14 protein-coding genes are annotated in these 19,776 nt (G+C 65.0%); 5 read left to right on the top strand and 9 right to left on the bottom strand.

The genetic code is table 11. The features are described 5' to 3' along the window. The first annotated feature begins 64 nt into the window (after window positions 1–64). Window positions 65–721 carry a LexA family protein gene (locus tag PF66_RS12180; RefSeq protein WP_054060333.1) on the top strand — a complete coding sequence of 219 codons (657 nt, stop codon included), beginning with the start codon at window positions 65–67 and terminating at the stop codon, window positions 719–721. 134 nt (window positions 722–855) lie between these two features. On the opposite strand, the gene PF66_RS12175 is transcribed toward PF66_RS12180, so the two are convergent. The 7 genes from PF66_RS12175 to PF66_RS12145 form a co-directional block, all read right to left on the bottom strand. Then, complete coding sequence (locus tag PF66_RS12175; protein WP_054062826.1) at window positions 856–2,799, bottom strand: acetyl/propionyl/methylcrotonyl-CoA carboxylase subunit alpha; 1,944 nt, start codon at window positions 2,797–2,799, stop codon at window positions 856–858. Continuing rightward, window positions 2,799–3,611: a gamma-carboxygeranoyl-CoA hydratase gene (locus PF66_RS12170; RefSeq protein WP_054060331.1), complete on the bottom strand. Its 813-nt coding sequence runs from the start codon at window positions 3,609–3,611 to the stop codon at window positions 2,799–2,801. Before PF66_RS12170 ends, PF66_RS12175 begins: the two co-directional genes overlap by 1 nt. A 185-nt stretch (window positions 3,612–3,796) precedes the next feature. Further along, window positions 3,797–5,404 carry a carboxyl transferase domain-containing protein gene (locus PF66_RS12165; protein WP_054062825.1) on the bottom strand — a complete coding sequence of 536 codons (1,608 nt, stop codon included), beginning with the start codon at window positions 5,402–5,404 and terminating at the stop codon, window positions 3,797–3,799. A gap of 11 nt (window positions 5,405–5,415) precedes the next feature. Further along, window positions 5,416–6,579, bottom strand: a complete 1,164-nt coding sequence (locus PF66_RS12160) for an isovaleryl-CoA dehydrogenase (protein WP_054062824.1) — start codon at window positions 6,577–6,579, stop codon at window positions 5,416–5,418. Window positions 6,580–7,251: 672 nt separating this feature from the next. Continuing rightward, a complete protein-coding gene (locus PF66_RS12155; protein ID WP_054060328.1) occupies window positions 7,252–8,151 on the bottom strand; it encodes a hydroxymethylglutaryl-CoA lyase in 900 nt (299 codons plus the stop codon). 48 nt (window positions 8,152–8,199) lie between these two features. Then, the gene (locus PF66_RS12150; protein ID WP_054060327.1) at window positions 8,200–8,583 is read right to left on the bottom strand and encodes a MerR family transcriptional regulator; all 384 of its coding nucleotides are present in this window, start codon (window positions 8,581–8,583) and stop codon (window positions 8,200–8,202) included. A gap of 117 nt (window positions 8,584–8,700) precedes the next feature. After that, window positions 8,701–9,630, bottom strand: a complete 930-nt coding sequence (locus PF66_RS12145; RefSeq protein WP_054062823.1) for a LysR family transcriptional regulator — start codon at window positions 9,628–9,630, stop codon at window positions 8,701–8,703. Between the two features lie 152 nt (window positions 9,631–9,782). Between PF66_RS12145 and PF66_RS12140 the strand changes: the two genes are divergently transcribed. After that, on the top strand, window positions 9,783–11,012 hold the full coding sequence (locus PF66_RS12140; RefSeq protein ID WP_054060325.1) for an acyl-CoA dehydrogenase: 1,230 nt from the start codon (window positions 9,783–9,785) through the stop codon (window positions 11,010–11,012). A 94-nt stretch (window positions 11,013–11,106) separates the two neighbouring features. Here PF66_RS12140 and PF66_RS12135 read toward each other — a convergent pair whose 3' ends face one another. Continuing rightward, a complete protein-coding gene (locus tag PF66_RS12135) occupies window positions 11,107–12,441 on the bottom strand; it encodes a substrate-binding domain-containing protein (RefSeq protein ID WP_054062822.1) in 1,335 nt (444 codons plus the stop codon). Window positions 12,442–12,576: 135 nt separating this feature from the next. Next, the gene (gene xthA / locus PF66_RS12130) at window positions 12,577–13,389 is read right to left on the bottom strand and encodes an exodeoxyribonuclease III (RefSeq protein ID WP_054060323.1); all 813 of its coding nucleotides are present in this window, start codon (window positions 13,387–13,389) and stop codon (window positions 12,577–12,579) included. A 192-nt stretch (window positions 13,390–13,581) separates the two neighbouring features. On the opposite strand from xthA, the gene PF66_RS12125 reads away from it, so the two are divergent. From PF66_RS12125 to PF66_RS12115, 3 genes are all read left to right on the top strand, one after another. After that, window positions 13,582–14,232 carry a GNAT family N-acetyltransferase gene (locus tag PF66_RS12125; RefSeq protein ID WP_054060322.1) on the top strand — a complete coding sequence of 217 codons (651 nt, stop codon included), beginning with the start codon at window positions 13,582–13,584 and terminating at the stop codon, window positions 14,230–14,232. A 66-nt stretch (window positions 14,233–14,298) separates the two neighbouring features. Continuing rightward, complete coding sequence (locus tag PF66_RS12120) at window positions 14,299–16,026, top strand: autotransporter assembly complex protein TamA (RefSeq protein ID WP_054060321.1); 1,728 nt, start codon at window positions 14,299–14,301, stop codon at window positions 16,024–16,026. Next, window positions 16,023–19,700: a translocation/assembly module TamB domain-containing protein gene (locus PF66_RS12115; RefSeq protein ID WP_054062821.1), complete on the top strand. Its 3,678-nt coding sequence runs from the start codon at window positions 16,023–16,025 to the stop codon at window positions 19,698–19,700. Before PF66_RS12120 ends, PF66_RS12115 begins: the two co-directional genes overlap by 4 nt. Window positions 19,701–19,776: the final 76 nt, after the last annotated feature.

Genomic DNA, 19,776 nt, shown 5'->3' with positions numbered 1-19,776 from the left:
CGCTTGTTGGATATAATACATTTTGTGTATTGATCCCCCGAGTACAGCCCGTATTGTGCCGTCCATGGATAAATGGATTGCACTGGTGAGAGCCAAGCTGCGCGAGCTTGACCTCACGCAAGAAAAACTCGGAGAACGCGTTGGGGTATCCCAGGGCGGTGTCGGTCATTGGTTGAACAAGCGCCGCCAGCCGGACCTGGAAACCATGAACAAGGTGTTCCTGGCCCTGGGGCTTGGGCATCTGGAAGTCGCGCTGGTGATCCGCGACCGTTCGGTGGCGGTACAGTTGCCTGCCGAGCGTGATGGGCAGGCCTACGACACCACGTCGGCGTTCCGCTACCCGGTCAGTGACTGGCGCTCGGTGGTGAGAACCCGTGAGCCGGGGACCGATGACGAGGTCGCGCAGTACTACGAAGTGGCCGATCACTACGCCTCGGGCGCGGCGTTCTGGCTGAAGGTGGCGGGTGATGCGATGACCGCGCCGCTGGGCATCAGCGTGCCGGAAGGCATGCTGATCCTGGTGGACCCTGATCTGCAGGCCGAACCGGGCAAGTTGGTGGTGGCCCGACTGCGCGACAGTGAGGAAGCGATCTTCCGGCAGTGGGTGCAGGAGGGGGGCCAGGATTACCTGAAGCCGTTGAATCCGACGTATCCGAAGATCCTGTTTACCGACGACTACAGCATTATCGGTGTAGTCGTACAGGCAACAGCGAAGTTCTGATGGTTTTACACGGATCTTCAGGCGGTTACTTCTGTAGGAGCAGGGCTTGCCCGCGAATGGGCCCGAAAGCTCGCTAAAAGCTTCGCGGGCAAGCCACGCTCCTACAGGGTTGGCGTATGTGTTGGGTAGGTGCCTTATTCCAGCTCCACCAGCGCACTGCCCTCGGCAACCATCTCGCCTTCCTGGCAATACAGCGCCTTGATCACTCCGGCCTGGGGCGCGCGGATGCTGTGTTCCATCTTCATGGCTTCGAGCACCACCAATTGCGTACCCGCCTCGACCGTCTGGCCGACCTCCACCAGGATCCGCACGATACTGCCATTCATCGGCGCCGTGAGGCCGCCCTGGTGGCCGTGGCTGGCCTCGACCGCAGCGATCGGGTCGAACGCGCTGATCGCCAGCAGTTCACCCTGCCACTGCAGGTACAACTCGGTGCCCTGGCGAATCAGCCGATGACGCTGGCCTACGCCCTGGTGCTCGATGGACAGTGTTTCGCCCTGCAAGGTGATGGCCAAGTCCTCTGCCAGCGTCACCGCCCGATCCTCGTTGCGGCAGCTCAGGTGCACCACGATTTCGCTCGGCAGCCCGGCGCGCAAACCGTTGCGCCCGGACCAGGGCGAGGCCGGGTCGTCCTCGCGGCGGGTCTCGGGCAGGCTCAGGACCCAGGCCCGGGCCGCCACCTGCCAGAACTCGTCGCTCAATGGCTCTGCTGGCGGCAGCAGTTGCTCCTGGTAACGAGGGATGAAGCCGGTATCCAGTTCCGCCGCGGCAAACGCCGGGTGACCGATGATCCGCCGCAGGAACGCGACGTTGCTCTTGAGCCCGCCAACCGCGAATTCATCGAGCATCGCCAGCAGACGCAGGCGCGCCTGCTCGCGGCTTTCGCCCCAGGCGATCAGCTTGCCCAGCATCGGGTCGTAGAACGGCGAGATACTGTCGCCCTCGGCTACGCCGCTGTCGACGCGGCGGCCCGGTCCGGCCGCCGATTCACGGTAGACCTCCAGGCGGCCGGTGGCCGGGAGGAAGTCGTTGCCCGGGTCTTCGGCATACAGTCGCACTTCGATGGCATGGCCCAGCAGCGGTACGTCCTGCTGGCTGATCGGCAGGACTTCGCCGCTGGCCACGCGGATCTGCCAGGCCACCAGGTCGAGGCCGGTGATGGCTTCGGTGACCGGGTGCTCGACCTGCAGGCGGGTATTCATCTCCATGAAGAAGAACTCGCCGCGTGAATCCAGCAGGAATTCCACGGTGCCGGCACCGACGTAGCCGATGGCCTGTGCGGCGCGAACCGCGGCTTCTCCCATGGCCTGGCGCAACGCCGGGCTGAGGCCGGGTGCGGGGGCTTCCTCGACGACCTTCTGGTGGCGGCGCTGGATCGAGCAGTCGCGTTCGTTGAGGTACAGGCAATTGCCGTGACGGTCGGCGAACACCTGGATTTCCACGTGGCGTGGCTTGAGCAGGTACTTTTCCACCAGCATCCGCGAGTCGCCGAACGACGATTGCGCTTCGCGTTGCGCCGAGGCCAGGGCTTCGGCCAGTTGGCCGGGCTCCTCGACCACTTTCATGCCCTTGCCACCACCACCGGCGGTGGCCTTGAGCAGCACCGGGTAGCCGATGCGCGCGGCGGCCTCGCGGAAGGTTTCCAGGTCCTGGGCTTCGCCGTGGTAGCCGGGAACCAGTGGCACGCCGGCGGTTTCCATCAGCGCCTTGGCGGCGGACTTGCTGCCCATGGCGTCGATGGCCGTGGCAGGGGGGCCGAGCAAGACCAGCCCGGCGGCTTCGACGGCGCGGGCGAAGTCGGCGTTTTCCGAGAGGAAACCATAGCCGGGGTGAATCGCCTGGGCACCACTGGCCTGGGCGGCGGCGATCAACTTGTCGATCCGCAGGTAGCTTTCGGCGGCCTTGCTGCCGCCCAGGTCGACGCGGATATCGGCTTCGCGGCTGTGGCGGGCGTCACGGTCGATGGCACTGTGCACGGCGACGGTGGTCAGGCCCATGGCCTTGGCGGTACGCATCACCCGGCAGGCGATTTCGCCCCGGTTGGCGACCAGCAGGGTAGTGATCACGGGGGCACTCATCAATTGGACTCCTTGGTAGATCCGCTCTGCCAGGCCGGCGGGCGCTTTTGCAGAAAGGCGCGCAGGCCCTCCTGGCCCTCGGGGCTGACGCGGATGCGGGCAATCGCATTTTCGCAGTAGCGGCGCAGGGACGGGGTGAGGGCACCACTGCCGACTTCGCGCAGCAGGTCCTTGCTCACCCGCATCGCCTGCGGGCTGTTTTGCAGCAGGTTGTCGACCCAGGTCCCGACCTGCTGGTCCAGTTCGCCAGCCGGATAGCACTCGGCCAACAGACCGAGTTCGCGGGCGCGAAGGCCACTGAAGCGTTCGGCGGTGAGGGCGTAGCGGCGGGTGGCGCGTTCGCCGATGGCCTGGACCACGAACGGGCTGATCACCGCCGGGGCCAGGCCGATGCGCACTTCCGACAGGCAGAACTGCGCATCCTCGGCACCGATGGCCATGTCACAGCAACTGATCAGGCCCAGGGCGCCGCCATAGGCCGCGCCCTGCACCACGGCGAGGGTGGGGATTTTCAGGCGGGCGAGGTTGTACATCAGTTCCGCCAGTTCGCGGGCATCGTCGAGGTTGGTGTGGTAGTCCAGCTCGGCCGATTGCTGCATCCAGGCCAGGTCCGCGCCGGCGCTGAAGTGCCGGCCGCGGGCTCGCAGCAGCAGGAAGCGCAGGCTGGCGTTGGCCTGGACCTGGTCCAGGGCGAGGATCAGTTCGCGGATCATTTCGGCGTTGAACGCATTGTTCCTGGCTTCGCGGTTGAGCCAGAGGGTGGCGAAGCCGCGGGGGTCGGTGTGCAGTTCCAGGGTGTTGAAGTCGGTCATGGTGATGGGTCCTGTGCTGCGTGGCTGCAGCCTTGTTTAGGGGGCGACTGCCGTCACACGCTTTTGTAGGAGCCGGGCTTGCCTGCGAATAGACCCGGGAGATCGCTAAAAGCTTCGCGGGTAAGCCCGGCTCCTACCGGGTTGTGTCAAGTCTCCGGACATGTAGGGTTCGGAGGCATTCAGGCCTACATGCGGAACACACCGAACCGGCTCGGCTCGATCGGTGCATTGAGCGCCGCCGAGAGGGCCAGGCCGAGGATGTCGCGCGTCTGTGCCGGATCGATCACGCCGTCATCCCACAGGCGGGCGCTGGAGTAGTAGGGGTGGCCCTGGTGCTCGTACTGGTCGAGGATCGGTTGCCTGATCTCGGCCTCCTGCTGCGCCGTGAAGGCCTGGCCGCTGCGCCCGCTCTGTTCGCGCTTGACCTGTACCAGCACGCCCGCCGCCTGTTCGGCACCCATCACGCCGATTCGCGCGTTCGGCCACATCCACAGAAAGCGTGGATCGTAGGCCCGGCCGCACATGCCATAGTTGCCGGCGCCGAAGCTGCCGCCGATGATCACGGTGAACTTCGGCACCCTGGCGCAGGCCACCGCGGTGACCAGCTTGGCGCCGTGCTTGGCGATGCCGCCGGCCTCGTATTTCTGGCCGACCATGAAGCCGGTGATGTTCTGCAGGAACAGCAGCGGGATGCCGCGCTGGCAGGCCAGTTCGATGAAGTGCGCGCCTTTCTGCGCGGCTTCGGCGAAGAGGATGCCGTTGTTCGCCAGGATCGCCACCGGGTAGCCGTGCAGGTGGGCGAAGCCGCAGACCAGGGTGGTGCCGAACAGCGCCTTGAACTCGTCGAGCACCGAGCCGTCCACCAGCCGGGCGATCACCTCGCGCACGTCGAACGGTTGCTTGGCATCGGCCGGAATCACCCCGTACAGCTCGTCGGCCGGGTAGTTCGGCGCGATCGGCGCGCGCTGCTGCAGTTCGCCGAGCTTGCGCCAGTTGAGGTTGGCGACGCTGCGTCGGGCCAGGGCCAGGGCATGTTCGTCGCTGTCGGCATAGTGGTCGGCCACACCGGAGACCTTGCAGTGCACGTCGGCGCCGCCAAGGTCCTCGGCGCTCACCACCTCACCGGTGGCGGCCTTCACCAGTGGCGGGCCGGCGAGAAAGATGGTCGCCTGCTGGCGGACCATGATGGTTTCGTCCGCCATCGCCGGCACGTAGGCGCCGCCGGCGGTGCAGGAACCCATGACCACGGCGATCTGCGGGATGCCCAGGGCACTCATGTTGGCCTGGTTGAAGAAGATCCGCCCGAAGTGTTCGCGGTCCGGGAACACTTCGTCCTGGCGTGGCAGGTTGGCACCGCCGGAGTCCACCAGGTAAATGCATGGCAGACGGTTCTGCTGGGCGATGGCCTGGGCACGCAGGTGTTTCTTCACCGTCAGCGGGTAATAGGAGCCGCCTTTGACCGTGGCATCGTTGGCCACGATCATGCACTCGACCCCTTCGACACGGCCGATGCCGGCGATCACTCCGGCGGCCGGGACGTCTTCGCCATACACCTCGTGGGCCGCCAGTTGGCTGATTTCCAGGAACGGCGAGCCGGGGTCGAGCAGGCGGTTGATCCGCTCGCGGGGCAGCAGTTTGCCGCGTGAGGTGTGCCGTTCCTGGGCCTTCGGCCCGCCACCCTGGCGGACCTGGGCGAGCAGCGTGCGCAGGGCGTCGACCTGTTCGAGCATGACCGCGCGGTTATCGGCGAACTCGGCCGAGCGCGGGTTGAGTTGCGTGTGCAGGATTGCCATGTGCGCGCCCCTCAGCGGGTTTCGTTGAACAGTTCGCGGCCGATCAGCATCCGGCGGATTTCGCTGGTGCCGGCACCGATTTCATAGAGCTTGGCGTCACGCAGCAGGCGGCCGGCAGGGAATTCGTTGATGTAGCCGTTGCCACCGAGGATCTGGATCGCCTCGAGGGCCATCTGGGTTGCCCGTTCGGCGGTGTAGAGGATCACCCCGGCGGCGTCCTTGCGTGCGGTCTCGCCGCGCTCGCAGGCGCGGGCCACGGCATACAGGTAGGCGCGGCTGGCATTGAGCTGGGTGTACATGTCGGCGACCTTGCCCTGGATCAGCTGGAACTCACCGATGCTCTGGCCGAACTGCTTGCGGTCGTGGATGTAGGGCAGCACCAGGTCCATGCAGGCCTGCATGATCCCGGTCGGGCCGCCGGCCAGTACCACGCGCTCGTAGTCCAGGCCGCTCATCAGCACCTTCACGCCGCCGTTGAGGGTACCGAGGATGTTTTCCTCGGGGACTTCGACGTCATCGAAGAACAACTCGCAGGTGTTGGAGCCACGCATGCCCAGCTTGTCGAACTTGTTGCTGCGGCTGAAGCCCTTCCAGTCGCGTTCGACGATGAACGCGGTGATGCCGTGGGGACCCTTTTCCAGGTCGGTCTTGGCGTAGATCACGTAGGTGTTGGCGTCGGGACCGTTGGTGATCCAGGTCTTGCTGCCGTTGAGCACGAAATGGTCGCCGCGCCTGTCGGCGCGCAGTTTCATCGATACCACGTCGGAACCGGCGTTGGGCTCGCTCATGGCCAGGGCGCCGACATGTTCGCCGCTGATCAGCTTGGGCAGGTACCTGGTTTTCTGCGCGTGATTGCCGTTGCGGTTGATCTGGTTGACACACAGGTTGGAGTGGGCGCCGTAGGAGAGGGCGACCGAGGCCGAACCGCGGCTGATTTCTTCCATCGCCACCACGTGGGCCAGGTAACCCAGGCCGGCACCGCCGTATTCCTCTGCTACGGTGATACCCAGCAGACCCATGTCGCCGAACTTGCGCCACATGTCGGCGGGAAACAGGTTGTCCGTGTCGATCTGCGCGGCCCGCGGCGCCAGTTCCTGGGCGACGAAGCCCTGCACCTGATCACGGAGCATGTCGAGGGTTTCGCCGAGGTCGAAGTTCAGGGTCGGATAGCTCATGGGGTCGCCTTTTGTTATGGGGAGTTGTGCGTTTTGCTTACCTTTACGTTAACGTAAACCTGATGGCGTTGACTGTCAATCGAGCCAGGACGACGAGCGAGGAGGGGGGCAGGCGGGAGTGGGTTGCGAGCAGGGGGGGCAAATGGCAGAAACACGAAGGGGAGCCGAAGCTCCCCTTGAATGCGTTTGCGTGCTCTTTTCTTGTTATTGAGGGGCGGCCTGTTGTTGTTTTTGTCGACCGTGGCCCTGGACCGCTGTTTTTGGCGACCCCCATCCGGGGTCAAAGAGCAAACATATTTTTTTGAGCGCTGATCTGCCTTATCAGGAGATCCAACCAGTTCGGGCGCTACCTTGAGGTAGTTTTATTGTTCTCTGCCCGGTTGCGGGTGACCCGGAGGTTCCCTGAAAGCACACCGACTTCAAAAGAATCTGTTAGCTGCGTCTCTGCCGTGTTGTTCTTGTTATGTCAGAGCCGATACGTCTTATTTTTATGGGTTCGCTGCTTTTTTGTTCTTGTTGTGCCAGAGATATAGCAGGTGGCGTGCCAACTTTTTAAAATCCTTTAAAATCAATGGCTTGATTGTTTTGTAGGACAATCGTCCGTCGGCAAAATCGCCGAATCTGTTTCCGTGTTACTCGTTTGTGTTTCCAGCCGGTAACACCCTGACACACTCAGCCCGCCTGCCGCGCCCTGGCGACCCGCGAACCGGTCGCACGGCCCAGTACCGCGCAGATCTCCTGGCCGGCCAGCAGCAGCCGGTCGAGGTCGACCCCGGTGCCGATACCCAGGCCGTCGAGCATGTAGAGCACGTCTTCGGTGGCGACGTTACCGCTGGCGCCCTTGGCATAGGGGCAACCGCCGAGGCCGGCGATGGAGCTGTCGAACACCTGGATGCCTTCGAGCAGGCTGGCGTAGAGGTTGGCCATGGCCTGACCGTAGGTGTCGTGGAAATGTCCGGCGAGCTTTTCCCGCGGGACGCTGGCGGACACCACTTCGAACATCCGGCGGGTCGCGCCGGGTGTGCCGGTGCCGATGGTGTCGCCCAGGGACACTTCGTAGCAGCCCATGGCATACAGCTCGCGGGCGACCGCGGCGACCTGCTCGGCGGCCACCGCGCCTTCGTACGGACAGCCCAGCACGCAGGAGACGTAGCCGCGCACGGTCACGCCGTGCTGGCGGGCGGCGTCCATGATCGGCGTGAAGCGCTCAAGGCTTTCGCTGATGGAGCAGTTGATGTTGCGTTGGGAGAAGGCCTCGGATGCGGCGGCGAACACGGCCACCTCCTTGACCCCGGCGGCCACGGCATCCTCGAAACCGCGCAGGTTCGGCGCCAGGGCGGCATAGGTGACGCCGGGCTTGCGCTGGATGCCGGCGAAGACCTCGGCGGAGCCGGCCATCTGTGGTACCCATTTGGGCGAGACGAAACTGCCGACTTCGATGTAGTCCAGGCCGGCATCGGTGAGGCGGTCGACCAGGCGCACCTTGTCGGCGACGCTGATGGGCTGGGCTTCGTTCTGCAGGCCGTCGCGGGGACCGACTTCGACCAGGCGTACGTGGGTGGGTAGGGACATGGACGGGTACCTTCTGGAATGTGGTGGGCCACAGGGTAGGGGGGCGATCTATTCGACGGTCTGGGCCAGCGCCTGGATGCAGCGTTCTTCGGCGGTGTCGAGCTCCAGTTGCATCTGTTCGATGTCCAGCAGTTGCTGTTCCAGCTGCGCGCGGCGTTCGGCGATTTTCGCCAGCATGCTGTTGAGCTGTTTCTGGTTGCCGCCGCAAGGGTCGTACAACTCGATCAGTTCGCGGCACTCGGCGAGGGAAAAGCCGATGCGCTTGCCGCGCAGGATCAGTTTCAGGGTCACCTTGTCACGGGCCGAGTAGACGCGCTCCAGGCCGCGGCGCTCGGGGGCGAGCATGCCCTGTTCCTCGTAGAAGCGGATGGCCCGGGTGGTGATGTCGAGCTCGCGGGCGAGGTCGGAGATGCTGTAGGTCTGGCTGCTCATGAAAGCGCTCGGAGAAGATCATGTGGCCCTAAGCTAAAGGCGGCTTGACGTATACGTCAAGCTGAAGGCGGGCAAGCCCGTTCGCCATGGGCCTGCCCGTCGCGCGGCGATGGTCGCTCAGGCCTTGTCGAGCTTCTTCTCGTGGGCGGTGACCTGCTGGCAGAGTTCGATGATCTGCTCGCGCATCCAGCGGTTGGCCGGGTCCTGGTCGGTGCTTTCGTGCCAGTAGAGGTGGGTTTCCACCGGTGGTACGTCGTTGACCGGCAGCGTGAAGTAGTGCAGTTCGTGTCGGCGGGCGAAACGCTCCGGCACGGTCATGACCATGTCGGTCTGCTGCAGGACCTGCGAGGCCATCAGGTAATGCTGCGAGCGCAGGGCGATCTTGCGCTGGATGCCCATCTTGCCCAGGGCCAGGTCGACGTAGCCGAGGCCGTTGCGGCGGCTGGAAATATGGATGTGGGTCAGCCCCAGGTAATCGTCCAGGGTCAGCCTGTCCTTGCCCGCCAGCGGGTGGCCCTTGCGCATGGCGCACACGTAGTGGTCTTCCATCAGGCGTACGTGACGCACCTGCGGGTCGGTGTTGAGCGGGGCGTCGACGGCGAAGTCGATGCGGCCGGCGGCCAGTTCCTTGGTGGTCTCGCGGCGCTTGGACAGGAAACTCTCGATCGCCACGGTCGGCGCCAGGCGGCGCAGGCGCTGGAACAGCGGCGGCAGGATCACCGCCTCGGTGAGGTCGGTCATGCTGATGCGGTAGGTCTTGTTCGCCTGCAGCGGGTTGAAGATGCGGCTTTCCTGGACCGACGTGCGCAGCAGCGACAGGGCGTTGCGGACCGGACCGATGATGTTCTGTGCCATCGGCGTGGGCACCATGCCCTGGGCGGTACGCACGAACAGCGGATCGTTGAAGGTTTCCCGCAGGCGCGCCAGGGCGTTGGACACCGCCGGCTGGGTGATGCCGACGATCTGCCCGGCACGGGTCAGGTTGGCTTCGGTGTAGATGGCGTCGAAGACGATGAAAAGATTGAGGTCGACCTTGCTCAGATTCATTTCGCGGCGCTCTTATTGTCAGTATTCGATCAGCCGATCATATATCGGTGATGAATGTTAATACACGCCGAGAATAGCTTTGGTAAATTTTCGTAGCCGGTACTAGCATCGATCCCATGTCTCCAACCACCTGTTCAAGAAGGTAGCTGCCCATGGATTTCGCCTATTCGCCCAAGGTCCAGGAACTGCGTGAGCGTGTCACCGCGTTCATGGACACCTATGTCTATCCGGCCGAACCGGTGTTCGAGCGTCAGGTCGCCGAGGGCGATCGCTGGCAGCCTACCGCGATCATGGAGGAGCTCAAGGCCAAGGCCCGTGCCGAGGGCCTGTGGAACCTGTTCCTGCCGGAGTCCGAACTGGGCGCGGGGCTGACCAACCTGGAGTACGCGCCGCTGGCGGAGATCATGGGCCGCTCGCTCCTGGGGCCGGAGCCGTTCAACTGCTCGGCGCCGGATACCGGCAACATGGAAGTGTTGGTGCGTTACGCCAATGAGGAGCAGAAGCAGCGCTGGCTGGAGCCGCTGCTGCGGGGCGAGATCCGCTCGGCGTTCGCCATGACCGAACCCGACGTGGCTTCCTCCGATGCCACCAACATGGCCGCCCGTGCGGTACGCGACGGCGACCAATGGGTGATCAACGGCAAGAAATGGTGGACGTCGGGTGCCTGCGACCCGCGCTGCAAGATTCTGATCTTCATGGGCCTGAGCAACCCAGATGCGCCGCGTCATCAGCAGCATTCGATGATTCTGGTGCCGGTCGATACCCCCGGCGTGAAGATTGTCCGGCCGCTGCCGGTGTTCGGTTACGACGATGCGCCGCATGGCCATGCCGAAGTGCTGTTCGAGAATGTGCGGGTGCCTTACGAAAACGTGCTGCTGGGTGAGGGCCGTGGCTTCGAGATTGCCCAGGGGCGCCTGGGCCCGGGGCGGATTCACCACTGCATGCGTTCGATCGGCATGGCCGAGCGCGCGCTGGAGCTGATGTGCAGGCGTTCGGTCAACCGTACCGCGTTCGGCAAACCGCTGGCGCGACTGGGCGGCAATATCGACAAGATCGCCGATTCGCGGATGGAGATCGACATGGCCCGCCTGCTGACCCTGAAGGCGGCGTACATGATGGATACCGTGGGCAACAAGGTGGCGAAAAGCGAGATTGCCCAGATCAAGGTGGTGGCGCCGAACGTGGCCTTGAAGGTCATCGACCGGGCGATCCAGATCCATGGTGGGGCGGGGGTCTCGAATGATTTCCCGCTGGCCTACATGTATGCGATGCAGCGCACCCTGCGCCTGGCCGACGGGCCGGATGAGGTGCACCGGGCGGCGATCGGCAAGTATGAGATCGGCAAGTATGTGCCGCGGGAGATGATGCGCAGCGGGCATTGAGACCGCGTCGCCTTTTTCGCGGATGAGTCCGGCTCCCCAGGGGACGCGTTGCGCCCACGTGCAGGATTGATCCGCGAACCGGGCCCCGAGGTCTTCAGTAGACCCACACCTCCACCCGGCGGTTCTTGATCCGGCCTTCATCGGCGGTATTGGCCGCCACCGGCATCTGTTCGCCGAAGCCGAGGATGTCGCGCAACACCACGCCACCCTTGAGCAGTTCCCGGCGCACCGCCATTGCCCGCAGCCTTGAGAGCAGTTGTGCCCGCTGCGGGTCGCTCTTTGCGTCGCCGAATCCCACCAGGGTCACCCGGTCGTTCAACTTGCCGCGCTCGCGCAGGTAATCGAGTACCCGCTGCAGATCCTGGCGGGCCTTGTTGTCCAGGCTGGCGCTGCCCTCCTCGAAGCGAAAATTCACCGACAGGCGCTGGGCCCGTTTCGCCAGCGCCTGGTAGTCGGCGGGCATCTGCGCGCCGGCCTGCACCGACATGGCCTGTACCTTCTGCGCGATGAAACCGTTGCGGGCGACGATCGCCTGGCCGGCCCGGCTCTGGGCGAATTGCACCAGCGACTGGGCCCAGGGATTGGCGCTGTCCGGCGGCAGGTAGAAGAACAGTCGGCGCGACAGCGGATAGTCCTCGGTAGCGATCAGGCTGGCCAGCGGCAGCATCGGCTGCGAGTCGCCATCGACGATCGCCACGGCCTTGGCCTGGCGCACATAGGGCAGGCCGATGAAACCGATGCCGGCGCGGTCCTGGCTCACCGCATCGGACAACTGCTCGCTGGACTCGAAGCGCCTGGCCGCACTGGCCAGGGCCTTGCCGTGTCGCGCCAGGACCAGTTCGCGGAAGGTGTCCCAGGTACCTGACCGGTCATCGCGGACATACAGATGGATCGGCCCGCCGATGCCGCCCAGTTCCTCCCAGGTTTTCACTTCGCCGCTGAAGATCCGCGCCAGCGTCGCGGTATCGAGCCGGGTCAGCGGGTTCTGCGGGTGCAGGATGATCGCCACGCCATCGATGGCGATCACCTGTTCGGCGTCGGGGCTTTTCAGGTCGCCGAGGTTTTCCAGGGCCTGGCGTTCGCTGTCCTTGATCGGCCGGGACGACGCGACAAGGTCGGCGGTGCCGGCCTTGAGGGCGGCAAAACCGGTGCTGGAACCATGGGCGGCGACTTCCACGCGCACCCGTCGCCCCTGCTCGGTGGTGGCCAGGACCCGCTGTTCGTTGTCCTTGCCGGTGGCGGCGTCATGCACGCCGTGCAGGCCCTGTTCCAGCAGCCAGCCCTTGACCAGAGCGGGGCCGAGGCTGGCGCCGATGGTGTTGGAGCCCTGGATGCGCAGCACCAGACCGTCCTCGGGGGGCGCGGGGAGGGTGGCCTGGGCCAGGGGCGCCAGGGTCCAGAGAAGCAGCAGGGAGAGCGCACGCAACATGGCGGCGGCACCTTCAGAAAACACAAGTGCGGCAAGAATGAGTCAGGGAGGTTGCAGAAAGATGACGAAGCGGTTGGCGCGCTGCGGGAGCCAGGCTTGCCCGCGCGCGGACAAGCCCGTGCTGGAAGGAGCGGATCAGCTCAGTTCCAGCCAGATCGGCGCATGATCGGACGGCTTTTCCATGCCGCGCAGTTCATAGTCGACCCCGCCGGCCTTGACCCGCGACAGCAGGCCGTTGGAGGCCAGGATCACGTCGATGCGCAGCCCGCGCTTGGGCTCGTCCTCGAAGCCGCGGCTGCGGTAGTCGAACCAGCTGAAGCGGTCGTTCACCTCGGGGTGCAGGTGGCGGAAGCTGTCCACCAGCCCCCAGCTCTTCAGGCGCCCCAGCCATTCGCGTTCTTCCGGCAGGAAGCTGCACTTGCCGGTCTTAAGCCAGCGCTTGGCATTGTCGGCACCGATACCGATGTCGCTGTCCTCGGGGGAAATGTTGATGTCGCCCATCACCACCAGCGGCGCGTCGTTGCGGAAGCGGCTCTCCAGCAACTGTTGCAGGTCCTGGTAGAACTTGGCCTTGGCCGGGAACTTGGTCGGGTGGTCGCGGCTTTCGCCCTGGGGGAAGTAGCCGTTCATGATGGTCACCGGGTTGCCGTTCGCGTCGGCGAAGGTGCCCCAGATGAAGCGGCGCTGGGCTTGCTCGTCGTCGCTCTCGAAGCCCTTGTGCAGGCTCAGTGGCGCCTGGCGCGAGAGCAGGGCGACGCCGTAATGGCCCTTCTGCCCGTGGAAGCTGACGTGGTAGCCCAGGGCCTCGATTTCCGCCTGGGGAAACTGGTCGTCGGAGACCTTGGTTTCCTGCAGGCCGATCACGTCCGGCTGGTACTTTTCGATCAGCGCCGCCAGCTGATGGGGTCGGGCGCGCAGGCCGTTGATGTTGAACGAGACGATCTTCATGGGCGGCAGTCCTGGCAAAACAGCGATGCTAGCCGACAAGTCGGATCCGGGCCAGCGTGGCGGTAGGACAAATGCGCTGCTAACGTTCTCTATCAAGCATGGCCGGAGAGGTGATTTGAACTGTCGGACGGCTTCAGCATTCGTAAACGACAGCCAGCCATGCCCACGCAGCGTCCAGGGAGAGTGACCCCAATGCCCGACATTCCAGAAACCACGGCCGCCATTCACCTGCTCGACAGCGGTTATTCGCGCGAAGCCCGCTCCTTGCTGTATCACGCCTATCGCCACGAACCGACCTTCGGCTACCTGTTCGAGTCCGAGCGCGCCGGTTACGAACAGCGCGTGCGGGCCACCGTGCGGGAGCTGGTCAAGCAGCATTTTTTCCAGGAACTGCCGGCCATCGGCCTGCTGGTCAACGACCGGCTGATCGGTATCGCCCTGATCGCGCCGCCGCTACGGCGCCTGGGCATTACCGAAAGCTGGGCCTGGCGCATGCGCATGCTGCTCAGCACCGGTTTCAAGTGCACCCGGCGGTACCTGGACTATCACCAGGCGGTGCTGGCCTGCATCCCTTCGACGGCTGTGCACGTGCTGCCGCTGCTGGGGATTCATCCGCAGTTCCAGGGCCAGCACTACGGCGAGCAACTGTTGACGGCGGTGCACAACTGGTGCGCCGAGGACGAGCATTCCCAGGGGGTGGTCCTCGATACGGGCAACCCGCGTTATCTGGCGTTCTACAAGCGCCAGGGTTATGAGGAAATTGGCGAGGTCGCTGTAGGACCTATCCTTGAGCACGTGTTCTATCACGCCAATCCACAGGTGTTACAAACAGCAACGGCTTGAGTGTCGAACTTTTAAACGCTGTCGGGGTTCTATGACGGTCCCCAGCCCGTGGTAGCATCCGCGCCTATGACGTTTTCAGGAAGAGTTACCAGCGGCCTGCTCCTGCTTCTGTGCAGTACGGCAGCGCTGGCACAGAGTGAACTCGATGTTCGGGTCAAACCGGCCAACGATGAGTTGAAGTCCAATGTGGAAGGTTACATCGGCAGCCTCGGCGATCGTGGCGAGCGTGCGCTCGAACGCTTCAGCCGGGGGGCCGAGGAGCAGGCGCGCAAAGCGGCCCAGGCCCTCGGCTACTACCAGCCGCGCATAGACAGCGAGGTCGAGGGTGGCAAGACGCCGCGGTTGATCCTCAACATCGATCCCGGCGAGCCGGTGCACCTGCGCAATGTCACGGTGCGGATCGACGGGCCCGCCGCCAGTCTCAAGGCCTTCCGTGTTCCCAAAAGCGATGCGCTGCGTCCTGGCGCCGTGCTCAATCACGGTCATTACGAGGACGCCAAGCGGCTGATCCAGAACCAGGCCTCGCGCTACGGCTTCTTCAGCGGGCGTTTCACCTCGCAGAAACTGCTGGTGGACCCGCAGGCCGGCGTAGCCGATATCGAGCTGGTCTACGACAGCGGCCCGCGTTATGTCCTGGGCAAGGTGCAGTTCTCCGGCGACACGCCCTTCGACGAGGACCTGCTGCAACGCATGGTGCCGTTCAAGCCCAATACCCCGTACGACTCCGAGCTGATCGCCGAACTCAACCAGGCCCTGCAATCGAGCGGCTACTTCGAGGGCGTGCGGGTCGACGCCGTGCCGACCGCCGCCACTGCCCAGGTGATTCCGGTGGATGTCCAACTGGACACCCGCAAGCCCCGCACGCTCGGCCTCGGCCTCGGCTTCTCGACCGACGTCGGACCGCGCGGCAAGGCCAGCTGGACGCGGCACTGGGTCAACGGCGAAGGCGACAGCTACGGCATCGAAAGCGAGATTTCCGCGCCGCGGCAGAACATCGGCGTGTGGTACGACCATCCGCTGGACCCGCCGCTGACCGACAAGCTGCGCTGGGCGGCCGGTTACCAGTATGAAGAGCTGGCCAACACCGACAGCCTGAGCAAGCTGCTCACCGTCGGCCCGGAGTGGCACAGCAAGCTGCCCAACGGCTGGCAGCGGGTGATCTCGTTGAAATGGCAGCGCGAGGAATATCGCCTGGGCGACGACTCGGGCCTCAGTACCCTGCTCATGCCCGGCGTCAGCTACTCGTACCTGCGCAGTGACAACCGTATCGACCCGCACAACGGCTACCGCCTGCAGTTCGATGCCAAGGTCGCCAAGGAAGGGCTGGGCTCGGACAACAATCTGTTGTACGGCACCGCCTTGCTCAAGGGCCTGACCACGGTCTGGGACAGGCACCGGTTTCTCGGTCGGGTGCAGTTCGGCGGCAGTGCCACCAACGGCTACAAGTCGGTGCCGCCGTCATTGCGCTTCTTCGCCGGTGGCGACCAGAGCGTACGTGGCTACGAGTACCAGACCCTGTCCCCGGAGAACTCCGAGGGTGACCGGATCGGTGGCCGCTACATGGTCGCCGGCAGCCTCGAGTATCAGTACTCGATTGCCGACAAGTGGCGGGTCGCGACCTTCGTCGACCAGGGCAACTCGTTCAACACCCTGGACTTTCCCAGCCTGAAGACCGGCGTCGGTATCGGCGTGCGCTGGGTTTCGCCGGTCGGGCCGATCCGTCTCGACCTGGCCCATGCCCTGGATGATCCGGGCGGTATTCGTCTGCACTTTTCCATGGGGCCTGAGTTGTGACGCGTGGTTTGAAAATTTTCGGCCTGGTGCTGCTTGCGCTGGTCCTGCTCATGGTCGTGAGTGTGACGACCCTGTTGGGCACCCAGGGTGGCAGCCGTTGGCTGCTGGCGCAGGTGCCGGGGCTGACGGTGGACAACTTCCAGGGGCGCCTGGGCGGCCAGTGGAGTGCCGATCGGTTGCGCTGGGAGCAGGACGGCAGTCGCGTCGAACTGAGCCAGCCACGCTTCGACTGGTCGCTGCCGTGCCTGGCGCAACTGAGCCTGTGTATCGATCAACTGGAGGTCGAGCGGGTCGAGCTGCAGTTTCCACCGGGCGGGCAGGCGGCCGATAGCGGGCCGCTGACCCTGCCGGATCTGCACCTGCCGCTGAGCGTCCGTCTCGGCCAGGTACGGGTCGGCAGCCTGCTGCTCGATGGCAGCGAGCAGTTCCGTGAGCTGCAACTGGCGGCCCACTGGACCGCGGCCGGCCTGCAGATCGACACCCTGCATGTACGCCGCGACGATCTGAGCCTGGAACTGTCCGGCTTGCTGCAACCGGTGGCCCAGTGGCCGCTGACGTTGCAGGGTCGGCTGATATTGCCGGCACCCGGCGATACGCCCTGGGCGCTGGCCCTGGCTATCCAGGGCGACCTGCTCAAGACCCTGAACCTCAAGGCCGACAGCAGCGGCTATCTGCAGGGGCAATTGACCGGCCAGTTGCAGGCCCTGGCGCAGAACCTGCCGGCCCAGGTGAAGATCACCGCCGACGGCTTCAAGGCCAGTGCCGACCTGCCGGATACCCTGCAACTCAACCAGTTGGAACTGACCGGTAATGGCGACCTGAAGAACGGCTACCAGTTGCAGGGCAAGGCCAGCCTGCCGGCCGAGCAGGGCGCGGTCGGCCTGCTGCTGAACGGCCGGGTCGATGCCAAGGGCGCGCAGATCGATGCGCTGGAACTGGATGCCGGCGCCGACCAGCACCTGAAGGTCAGCGGGCAACTGGACTGGCAGAAGGGCTTCAGCGCCGATGGCACGGTCGACTGGCTGGACTTTCCCTGGCATCGCCTCTATCCGCTGGTCGACGAACCGGCGGTCAAGGCGCGGACCTTCGTCGGCGAGGTGCACTACACCGATGGCAACTACCTGGGCAACTTCAAGGCCGACCTCGATGGCCCGGCCGGGCGTTTCAGCCTGCTCAGCCCGTTCAGTGGCGACCTGCAGCAGATCGCCCTGCCCCAGCTCGAACTGACGGCGGGGCAGGGCAAGGCCAGCGGCTCGCTCAAGCTGCATTTTGCCGACGGCGTGGCCTGGGACACGGCGCTGGACCTCAGCGCGCTCAACCCCGCCTACTGGGTGGCGCAGTTGCCCGGTACCCTGGCCGGCCCATTGCGCAGCAAGGGCGAGTTCAGGAATGAACGGCTCGAGCTGAGCGCCGATATCGACCTCAAGGGCAAGTTGCGCGGGCAGCCGGCGGTGCTCCAGGCCAAGGCTGGCGGCAGCGGCGAACAATGGACCCTCGGTGCCCTGGATGTTCGCCTGGGGGACAACCGCATCACTGGCAATGGTCGCCTGCAGCAGCAACTGGCCGGCCAGCTCGATCTCAATCTACCGCGTCTGGGCCAGCTGTGGCCGCAACTGCGGGGCCAGCTCAAGGGCCGCGTCGACGTCGCCGGCAGCCTCAAGGCGCCCCAGGGCAAGCTCAGCCTGCAGGGGCAGCAACTGGCATTCGCCGATAACCGCCTGCAGAGCCTCAGCCTCGATGCCAACCTCGACCAGGCCCAGCGCGCCCGCCTTGAGCTCAAGGGCAACGCGATCCAGCTCGGCGAAACCGACTTGGGAAACCTGCACGTCAGCGGCAACGGTGATCTCAAGCGCCAGCAGGTGCAACTGGACCTGCAAGGCCCGCTGTTGAAGTTGGCGCTGGGTGTCGACGGTACGCTGGACCGGGGCAACTGGCGCGGGCGTCTGGCTTCGGGCGATATCCGCACCGGCGGGCAGGATTGGACGTTGCAGGGGCCGGCGAAGCTTGAGCGCCTGGCCGACGGTCGCCTGACATTCGGTGCCCACTGCTGGGCCTCCGGCGAAGCCAGCCTGTGTGGCGAGGACCAGCGACTGCTGCCCGAACCCAGGTTGCGCATGCACCTCAAGCAATTCCCGCTGGAAAGCCTGGCGCAGTGGATGCCTCGGGATTTCGCCTGGCAGGGCCGGCTCAATGCCGACCTGCAACTGGACCTGCCGGCCAGCGGCCCGAAAGGCCGGATCCTGGTCGATGCCAGCGGCGGCACCTTGCGCGTGCGCGAGAAGCGTCGCCAGTGGCTGGAGTTCCCTTATGAAACCCTCAGGCTGACCAGCGACCTGGCGCCACGGCGGGTCGACACCAGCCTGGATTTTCGCGGTGGCAGGCTGGGCGAACTGACCCTGCAGGCGCAGATCAATCCGCTGGCGAGGAACAAGCCGTTGAGCGGCGATTTTCGTCTCGGCGGCCTCGATATCGCGGTGATCCGGCCGTTCGTGCCGATGGTCGAGAAGCTGGCCGGGCGCCTGGATGGCAGCGGGCGGCTGTCCGGCGGGCTGCTGGCGCCGCAGGTCAACGGCAACCTGCTGCTCAGCGATGGCGCGGTGTCGGGGCCGGAGTTGCCGACCACCCTCAGCGACCTGCGGGTCCAGGCGCAGATCGCCGGGGAAAATGTCCAGCTCAACGGTAGCTGGAAGGGCGGCGAGTCTGGCCAGGGCAGCCTGAGCGGGCATATCGGCTGGGCCGAGGCCCTGGCGGTGGACATCGCGCTCAAGGGCGAGCAGTTGCCGGTGAACGTCGAACCCTACGCGGCGTTGCAGGTGGAGCCGGACCTGCGCATCACGATGCACGGCGACAGGTTGGCGGTGGTCGGCAAGGTACTGGTGCCCAAGGGCGAGATCACCGTACGCGAGCTGCCGCCATCGACGGTGAAGGTCTCGGACGACACGGTGATCGTCGGGCACCAGATCGAGGAGGGCAAGCCGCCACTGGCGATCGCCATGGACATCGATGTCGTGGTGGGCCAGGACAAGCTCAGTTTCAGCGGCTTCGGCCTGACCGCGACCTTGCAGGGGCAGGTGCACATCGGTGACAACCTCGACACCCGGGGCGAACTGCGCCTGAACGATGGGCGGTACCGCGCCTACGGGCAGAAGCTGAGCATTCGCCGTGCGCGCCTGCTGTTCGCCGGCCCGGTCGACCAGCCGTACCTGGATATCGAGGCGATCCGCCAGACTGGTGACGTCATTGCCGGGATTCGCCTCAGCGGCAGCGCCGAGCAGCCGACCACGCAGGTCTTCTCGGAGCCGGCGATGAGCCAGGAACAGGCGCTGTCCTACCTGGTGCTGGGACGGCCGTTGAGCACCACCGGCGAAGACAACAACATGCTCGCCCAGGCGGCACTGGGGCTGGGGTTGATGGGCAGTTCGTCGGTGACCTCGGACTTGGCGAACAAACTTGGCGTGCAGGATTTCGAGCTGGATACCCAGGGCAGCGGCAACAAGACGGCGGTGGTGGCCAGCGGCAAGATCACCGAGAAGCTGAGCCTGCGCTACGGGGTCGGGGTGTTCGAACCGGCCAACACCATTGCCTTGCGTTACCTGTTGAGCAAGCGGGTGTACCTGGAGGCGGCGAGTGGTGTGGCCAGTTCGCTGGATATCTTCTACAAGCGCGATTTCTAGTGTTTGGCTGGGGGCCCGTGTTGGATGCTTCGCGGGCAAGTCCTGCTCCTACAGCGGCGAGTCGCAAACAAACCTT

It is taken from the genome of Pseudomonas asplenii (genome assembly GCF_001293465.1).
Lineage (GTDB): Bacteria > Pseudomonadota > Gammaproteobacteria > Pseudomonadales > Pseudomonadaceae > Aquipseudomonas > Aquipseudomonas fuscovaginae_B.
This window is presented reverse-complemented; position numbering and strand designations above follow the sequence as displayed.